Source organism: Clostridium sp. (assembly GCF_036569345.1).
Lineage (GTDB): Bacteria > Bacillota > Clostridia > Clostridiales > Clostridiaceae > Clostridium_AD.
Window position 1 is genome coordinate 1 of the sequence record NZ_DATCQT010000210.1, and the last position, 7521, is coordinate 7521.

Annotated in this window: 7 protein-coding genes and 1 pseudogene; 6 read left to right on the plus strand and 2 right to left on the minus strand. The window is 29.0% G+C overall.

Annotated features, from left to right (window positions below; all coding sequences use genetic code 11):
* Positions 1-353: 353 nt before the first annotated feature.
* The 4 genes and pseudogenes from VIM70_RS22375 (at position 354) to VIM70_RS22390 (ending at position 5398) form a co-directional block, all read left to right on the plus strand.
* Positions 354-839, plus strand: coding sequence for a MarR family transcriptional regulator (locus VIM70_RS22375; protein WP_331947989.1), 486 nt, complete (start codon positions 354-356; stop codon positions 837-839).
* Positions 840-1103: 264 nt separating this feature from the next.
* On the plus strand, positions 1104-1685 hold the full coding sequence (locus VIM70_RS22380; RefSeq protein WP_331947990.1) for a flavin reductase: 582 nt from the start codon (positions 1104-1106) through the stop codon (positions 1683-1685).
* 259 nt (positions 1686-1944) lie between these two features.
* Positions 1945-2928 (plus strand): stage II sporulation protein P, encoded by a 984-nt coding sequence (locus VIM70_RS22385; RefSeq protein WP_331947991.1) that lies wholly within the window; start codon positions 1945-1947, stop codon positions 2926-2928.
* Positions 2929-3042: 114 nt separating this feature from the next.
* Positions 3043-5398: pseudogene (locus tag VIM70_RS22390) on the plus strand (GxGYxYP domain-containing protein).
* A gap of 86 nt (positions 5399-5484) precedes the next feature.
* Here the strand turns inward: VIM70_RS22390 and VIM70_RS22395 are convergent.
* Positions 5485-5856 (minus strand): hypothetical protein, encoded by a 372-nt coding sequence (locus VIM70_RS22395; RefSeq protein ID WP_331947992.1) that lies wholly within the window; start codon positions 5854-5856, stop codon positions 5485-5487.
* Positions 5857-6048: 192 nt separating this feature from the next.
* Between VIM70_RS22395 and VIM70_RS22400 the strand changes: the two genes are divergently transcribed.
* Complete coding sequence (locus VIM70_RS22400) at positions 6049-6276, plus strand: DUF378 domain-containing protein (protein ID WP_331947993.1); 228 nt, start codon at positions 6049-6051, stop codon at positions 6274-6276.
* Between the two features lie 111 nt (positions 6277-6387).
* On the opposite strand, the gene VIM70_RS22405 is transcribed toward VIM70_RS22400, so the two are convergent.
* A complete protein-coding gene (locus VIM70_RS22405) occupies positions 6388-6840 on the minus strand; it encodes a hypothetical protein (protein WP_331947994.1) in 453 nt (150 codons plus the stop codon).
* A gap of 58 nt (positions 6841-6898) precedes the next feature.
* Here VIM70_RS22405 and VIM70_RS22410 point away from each other — a divergent pair, with 58 nt between their 5' ends.
* Positions 6899-7207: a hypothetical protein gene (locus VIM70_RS22410; RefSeq protein ID WP_331947995.1), complete on the plus strand. Its 309-nt coding sequence runs from the start codon at positions 6899-6901 to the stop codon at positions 7205-7207.
* Positions 7208-7521: the final 314 nt, after the last annotated feature.

Below are 7521 nucleotides of genomic sequence, written 5' to 3' on the forward strand. Positions count from 1 at the left end.
TTCTTTTGTGTAATTTTTTTATTAATCATGCTTAAATTATACACCAAAAGTGGATTCCTCGGAATCCACTTTTGTATTTGGATGAGAAAAAAAGAGCTATCTCAAAATAGAAATTAATTTCTATTTTGAGACAGCCCCTTACTTGTGCGTACTATTATTGATGTAGATTGTCACCTTTTATTTTCAGACGTTCAGGGTGATTTTATAATTTCAATAATCTGTTTAATTGCTTTCCTTGATTCAGGAAGGAAAAACAATGCAATGAACCTCCAAGACATTATTTAACATTGTTGAAATAGAAACAAAAGTTTGATATAATATTGTTAATACACCAACAGGTGGGAGGACAGGTCATGAACAAAGAAGAACAGGTCATAATGGGTTTCAGGGACTTATTAAACAAGATGGCTTCGCTTAATAAGGTTAAGATGAAAGACAGTCTTAAGGGTTATAAGTCTTCTGAAGTACATTGCATCGAATACATTGGAAGAAATGTAGATTCCAACGTGACAAAACTTGCGGAGTCCTTTTATATGACTAGGGGTGCCATAAGTAAATTAACTAAGAAGCTCATAGAAAAAGGCATTATCGAAAGCTACCAGAAACCGGATAACAAGAAAGAAATCTATTTTAGGCTTACTGAGCAAGGGAAAGTAATTAACAAAGTCCATGAGGAACTGCACAAAGAGTTTCAAGCGCGGGATAAAGCCGTATTTGAGCAGGTAACCGAGGAACAATTTGATATCATGCTTAGCTTCGTGGAAAAGTATAGTAGGCATTTGGATTCAGAAATAAAGAAGCAAGGTGTAGATATAACAAATCGAAATGATTTTGAATAATGTGATTGTATCAAAAAGTAACCTAAAGGGGCTGTATCAAAACGCTGAAACATCAGCGTATGATACAGCCCCACTTTATTATTGACAAGGAAACAATAAAATGATAGAATAGTTATGTTGCCAAGGAAACATAACTATTCTTTTTCGAGAGGTGAGGATTTTAAATGTGTAAATTTAAATCAATCAATACACAATCTACATAATAAACCGTTATATAGTATATATAATAATACTATAAATAGACCAGACATGAAAGGAGAAAAAATGAAACAAAAAATAAATCATGTAAATGTCAAAGAGATGAATTTTGATCAATTATTTAAACAAATTTCTCCGGAAGAGATATGCGATAATGTACTTACGTTGGTAGGTCCGTTGGTAGGAAAAGATTCTACGGTTATTACTGCGGGCAAGGAAGATCATTATAATTCCATGATAGGCAGTGGGGGTGGTTTGGGGATTCTTTTCAAAAAACCCACCACTTGGTGTATTCTTCGAGCAGACCGTTATACGCTTGAAATAATTCAAAAAGAGCAAACATATACGCTGTCTTACTTCCCGAATGAATATAAGGAACAAATGCTCTTTTTGGGAAGTAAATCAGGAAAAGATAGTGAGAAAATGAAAGAAGTTGAATTGACAAGTGTTCAAACTCCTTCCGGAGATATGTCTTTCAAAGAAGCCAGATTAATTATTGAATGTAAATTAACGCAACTTACTACCCCCAATCCCAATGATTTTTACACACAAGAGACTAAAGACTATATAAACGAAGCTTACAAAGAAGCAAACCATTATCGCAAATTTGTATTTGGGGAAATCACCCATGTTTGGGTAAATAAATAAGAATAAACCAGAATTAACGAAGAGAATGATTAGTCATTCTCTTCGTTAATTCTGGGGGTTTTAATTTTGTAATTTCAACTACCCTTCTTTTTATCACCTTAAGATGTTTATAACTTTATACTAATTGTTAATAATTTTTCAATTTTTAATAAAATATGTAATATCTCATTTTAAATTTCATAATAATACATATAATATTTTTTTAATTAATGATTAAATATGAGAAATATATATTGTGATAAACGTGGGGGTTGGATAAGTGAGTAATAAAGGTATGAATAAAAAGTTTCTTTTGAAAAATGGTCATAAAAGCAATAATAATATGAGAATATCTTTCTGCATTCTCGTATTACTCATTATCTCTTTGGTAGGCTTAAGATTACCTAAATATGTTAAGGCAGAAGAAAACAATATAAATTATGTTTATCTTAATGTTATTGAAAACACATTATCAGTAATTGATTGTTTTAGCAAGTCGACTACTAGTGAAAATTTTAGTTTTAACCCTTTTAATTTAGCTAATAAGGATGTTATTAATTCTGATACTAGTGTTGGCAACTCTAATGTGGTAGCAGACGCACCCCTCTATAATCCTGCTTTAAAGCAAACTCTAAATAATAACAAACCACGAGTGTTAATATATCATTCTCATACTTGTGAAGCTTATGCAACCTCTGACAAAGATAAATCTCAAACTAACAGTAGTATAGATCAAACAAGAAATGTATGTGCTGTAGGAGATGTAATAACCAATGATCTAGAAAAGATTTATGGTATTTCTACAATACACGATAAGAATGTCAATGATAAACCAAATTACACTATAGCCTACGAAAATTCTGGAGTTACTTTAGATAAGTACTTAAAGAAGTATGGGGATTTTGATTTAATTATAGATTTACATAGAGATAGTGTATTAGACAAGAATGAAGTAACCACTAACATAAACGGGAAAAATGTTGCCGAATTTCAGTTTGTAGTAACGCGTCAAAACCCTAAATATGGCAAACAACTGAAATTAGTAGATTCCATGATAGGAATATCAAATAAATTATTTCCAGGTCTTGTAAGGAAAACGCCAATCCTTTATCATGATTTTGGAATTGATTTTTATAACCAAGGTAGAAGTAATAATGCTATGTTAATTGAAGTTGGCACACTAACTAATACAATCAGTGAAACGAAAAATACAGGTAACTATTTAGCGAGAATAATTGCAGAGCAATTAAACGGAAAAAAGTGAATCAATAGACCAACATACAAAAATAGTTGAACTCTTATTATTTTTAGTTTTTGTGTCCTTCTCAATTAAGCTACATATTATAATACTGACACATATATAGTATGGAGGTTTTTTATGTATATCAGGTATCCTCATTTTTATAATAAAATGAAATTAAATGAATATTTAAATCTTGTTTTGGATTCGCAAAATTACTATGACATGCCAAAACACTTTCGTAAATCTACTAGTCAATTAAATACGTTAGGTAATGAAAATTTAAACCTTAAAGGATTAGATACATTAAACATTTCTGGCAGTCATCAATTCTCCGAATATAATCTACCTCTTATAATAAATAGTATAGGAACGTCATTACCTATAACAGTTGTTGACTTAAGACAAGAATCCCACGGATTTATTAATGGGTTTCCTGTTAGCTTTGCTAATGCTAAAAATGATGCTAACATAGGGTTAACAATGGAGCAGGTTTTGCAAAATGAATATATTAAACTAAATAGTATTAAATTAAACATGCCTATTACTTTTTATAATCATAAAAATATAACTATAGTTCCAACAAGAGTAGAAGATGAAAATCATCTTGTTAATTCTAAATCACTATCTTATATACGCATCCCTGTTACTGATGGTAAAATACCTACAGATGATATGGTTGATTACTTCGTCAAGTTAGTAACCCTACAACCTATAAATACATGGCTACATTTCCATTGTAAGCAAGGCATAGGAAGGACCACTACATTCATGATTATGTATGATATGATGAAAAACTCTCGAGAGGTTACGGCTAATGACATTATAAATAGACAGCTGCTATTAGCAAATTTTGATGAGAGTCATATTAAGTCTTTTAATAATAATGAAAGTGTTAATTTCTTGTTTGATTTCTATAAATACTGTAAGGAAAATATCAATGATTAATATTAAATGGAGTGACTTTAAAAGAGCCATCAATACTAATAATTATATAAAAAATCCTACAATGCCAACTTATTTATATGTTATTTCTCAAGATTCAATGACTTCTAGTGAGCGGACTATGATAGCTACCCTCCAAGGGTTGGTTAACAGGCAATCATCTATTCAAATATATACACTTAATTCCTCACAACCGGATTATCAAATATGGTTAGATAATTTAAAAAATAATTATGGAGTTTCATACGAAAATGTCTCGGACTCATGGTACTTATTAGATGTATTTAAAGATTATATTGATGGATATATACTTTATAATAATAAATCGCTTAAAGACCCTTCAATAAATAATGCTTGTTCACTTGCTTCATTAAGAAACTGCATTGCTGTTGACGAAATTATTCAAGATAAGGTAAGAATATATGGTATCACAAAAATTAAAGGTGACTGTCGGAATACCGATGAGAACTGGGCTTATGATAATTTATGGAATTCGGGCCTCAATCATTCAATAATAATTCAATTATCACCAGGTAAAACTTCCGCATTAAGGGACTATGGCATAATGGCCAAATGCCTGATATTTTATGAGGATAGTATTAGTGTTACATCTCTTCGGGATAAAATATTTTCATCCATGGAGAAGGACTCCATTTGCCTCGGTTGGGGACCAGATGAATTTATTAATATCAGTAAAGCTTCAAAATATGGTATTAGTATGGTTGCTGCAGATTGGTCTTATAATTTAACTGTATTAAGTGCCTTTCCTTCATTACCTATGACTCAAAAAACGTTAGTAAACATGCAGGGTAATGAAAATGTTCATAATGTAACATTTATTATGTCTGATGGGGATAATCAACAGTGGGATCTTGGAACTAATTACGGTTCACACAAATGGTATGGTTCTCCTGATAAAGGTAAATTCAATTTAGGCTGGTCATTAAGCCCATCTTTATATTACCTTGCACCTACTGTATTTAACTTATATTATGAAAGTGCATCACATGGATCCACTAATGATTATTTTATAGTACCGCCATCTGGAAATGGCTATATGTACCCAAGTAAATTTGATAAGATATCACTTGAGTTATATATTAATAGATTAAATGATTATATGAAAAAAGTAGATGAAAAATATATAGCAATTATAGATGACGCTTCTTTCTATAATAATGAGTTGTGGAATAAATTTACTATTAAGCCTAATATACTTGGATTGTTTTATCTTGATTATCATAAACATGACAAATATCACGGAGAAATTATTTGGTCTAATAATAAGCCTATAGTATCCTGTAGAGATTTACTTTGGGGTAGTCTAGAAAGTGAAGATGAGTTAGTTCAAAATATTAATAAGCGGATTGACTCTGGGCAAGTAGATATTTATAATTCTAATAGTTACACCTTTGTCTATGTTCATGCTTGGAGCCAAAGCTTGAGTAATATTGAAATGGTTGTGAATAGGCTAAAGAGAAACTCTAAAGTGGCTATAGTCACTCCTGAAACATTTATGGAATTGATAAAGAAGAATGTTAAACACTAGTATCATTTGTTTTGTAAAAAAACAGTATAAACTTCATAACGAAATTTATACTGCTTTTATTATTATTTATCATATTATTTATCATATTATTTTTTCATGTTCTTAACTCTATTTGGTTTAGCTTTTGGTCTAATTATTACATCTGGTTTCTTATTTTTTTTAGAACTACTAGTCGTATAATTTGTGTTAGTAGTTTTTCTTTTCCCCAAAAAACCTGATAAATCCATAAACCATAAAAATAACATAACAAATAAACCTGGTATTATGTATCTGCTCATATATATTGGAATATTTTTCCATAAAGCCATAGGAACTATAAATATTACTAAAGCTGCTGTAAGTATTATCCACTTATTAATTTTTATCTTATATAGTACATAAGCCTTTAAAACATTATATACTACAAGAACAACTATTGAAAATGCAATAATACTAAGAATTTGTAAAAATGTATTCATGTTATACCTCCCTTTTCTATAAATAAATGTATACTATACATTATCAAACATTTTCTAATATATATCAATAGTATATTCATTAATTCATCTATTTATATTTATATTTCTAATAATTTTTTTTTATATTGTAATAATTTTTAAATAATTGTAAACAATAATAATAAGACATTATAAAAAGAGGAGATGTTTACAATGAAAGCATTAGATAGTACTGCACTTGTATTAGTAATTATAGGCGCTATAAATTGGGGTTTAATTGGATTTTTCAAATTTGACCTAGTATCAAGCTTATTTGGCACAGGATCAGCCTTTACAAGAATTATATTCGCTCTAGTAGGATTATGTGGCCTATACTCTTTATCATTCTTAGGAAGAGACAGAGACAGAGATAGTGATAGGGACAGAACAGAAGTTAAATAATTTAAATTAAATATTTTAAAATAATATAAAAGAAGCTGAAGGTTGAAATTCAGCTTCTTTTATATTGTTTGAATTAAATAAATATAATATTTTTTTTATTTGATTATATATTTATTTAATATCTAAATTAAACCTTAATTGAAGTAAAGCACCTTTTTCTGTAACTCTTATCACAATTAAACTTTGAAATTTGTTTTTATTTATATCTTGTATAATCTTAGAATATTTTTCATCTAACATTTTTAAGACTTTACCTAATTTAGTTTGAATTTCATAACCTTTTGAAGTTTTAACTATAACTAGATTTTCCCACTGGTGAGGGACATAATTATTGAAATTCACATCAAAAATTAATCCTTGTTTCTCAACTAATGTTATTAGACTATCATATTGATTTCGTAGCATATCATTTGTAAATTTTAATTTTTTTAAAGCGGAAATATTCTTCTCCAAAACCTGATTTTTTTCAATTAGTTCTATATTATATTTATTTTTTATAAGGTCTAGCTTCTCAATTTTATTATTAATATTTTCTATATAATAATTTTTACTATTTTCATCCATTATTATTACCTTGCCTTTCTTAGCATTTTTTATGTAAAATGTAGTTGAGGTGATTAATATGAATAAACTTATAGATTCAATTATTACAAGCTTAAACCAAATAAGTAAAGAAATTAGATTATTTCTACTTTCATTCTATAATAAAATATATGTTTTAATCAACAAAAATTTTACTTTAAGCAAAATTTATAAACCAATAATAGATGAAAAAGTAGCTATTAACAAAAATTTAAATAAAACTTTAAAAACCCTTGATCATAAAAATAAAGAAACTGAAAACAATATATTAAAGTTAGAAAACGAAAATGTTTTAATACAGACTGAAATAACTATAATTCAAGATCTTTTAACAAGAAGGTACGAATAGTCATCATCTACGGTGCTGTAGTCATCACTTTCAGTGAGGTAATCATCACTTTCAGTGCTGTAGTCATCACTTTCAGTGAGGTAGTCATCACTTTCAGTGAGGTAATCATCACTTTCAGTGAGTTAGTCACCAAATCGAATAGAGGCTAACAATTAAAATGTTTCGCCCCTTTCACAACACCGCACGTGAGTCTGTCTAACAATTAATACAGTAAGTTTTAAATCAAAAAGGAATTAGCTCATTGGTGTCGAATATATACTGTAAGGGGTTGATACGATGCCATTTATTGTAGGAGAAGATAGATTCCAAATTAA